The organism is Methylobacterium nigriterrae (assembly GCF_037106235.1).
In the GTDB taxonomy this organism is placed as follows: Bacteria; Pseudomonadota; Alphaproteobacteria; order Rhizobiales; family Beijerinckiaceae; genus Methylobacterium; species Methylobacterium nigriterrae.
This window is the reverse complement of record NZ_JBAWTG010000707.1, coordinates 1-296: the sequence shown is the minus strand read 5'-3', so window position 1 is coordinate 296 and position 296 is coordinate 1. Positions and strand designations below refer to the sequence as shown.

Sequence of the window (296 nt, the reverse complement as noted above, 5' to 3'; positions counted from 1 at the left end):
GCTTATACGCAAGGCGCAACTGCCTGAGGGGATTGCATAATATTTTGAATGGGCGGGTGCGAGCATATAGATCCTAGGCTGCTTTGCGGTGCTTCCTACATATAGATCCTAGGCTGCTTTGCGGTGCTTCCTACTAAAGTCAAGCACCTGACCAGATCGAGGGGGAGCTTCGGCAGCGTTGGCTGCTCCAACCGGAAACTTCGCGTAAAGCTTCGCAACCTTCTGCCAAAAGCTTCGCAATTCACCGTCGGGCAGAACCTCAAGACGCGCGTCGATTATATCCCGTGCGATCTGCG

At 53.7% G+C, this 296-nt stretch carries 1 protein-coding gene; it reads right to left on the bottom strand.

Annotation, left to right across the window (positions count from 1 at the left end; genetic code table 11):
- Window positions 1-108 precede the first annotated feature (108 nt).
- Window positions 109-296, bottom strand: a 188-nt coding sequence (locus tag WDW90_RS38810; RefSeq protein ID WP_336492959.1) for a hypothetical protein, incomplete at its 5' end; no start/stop codon positions are given.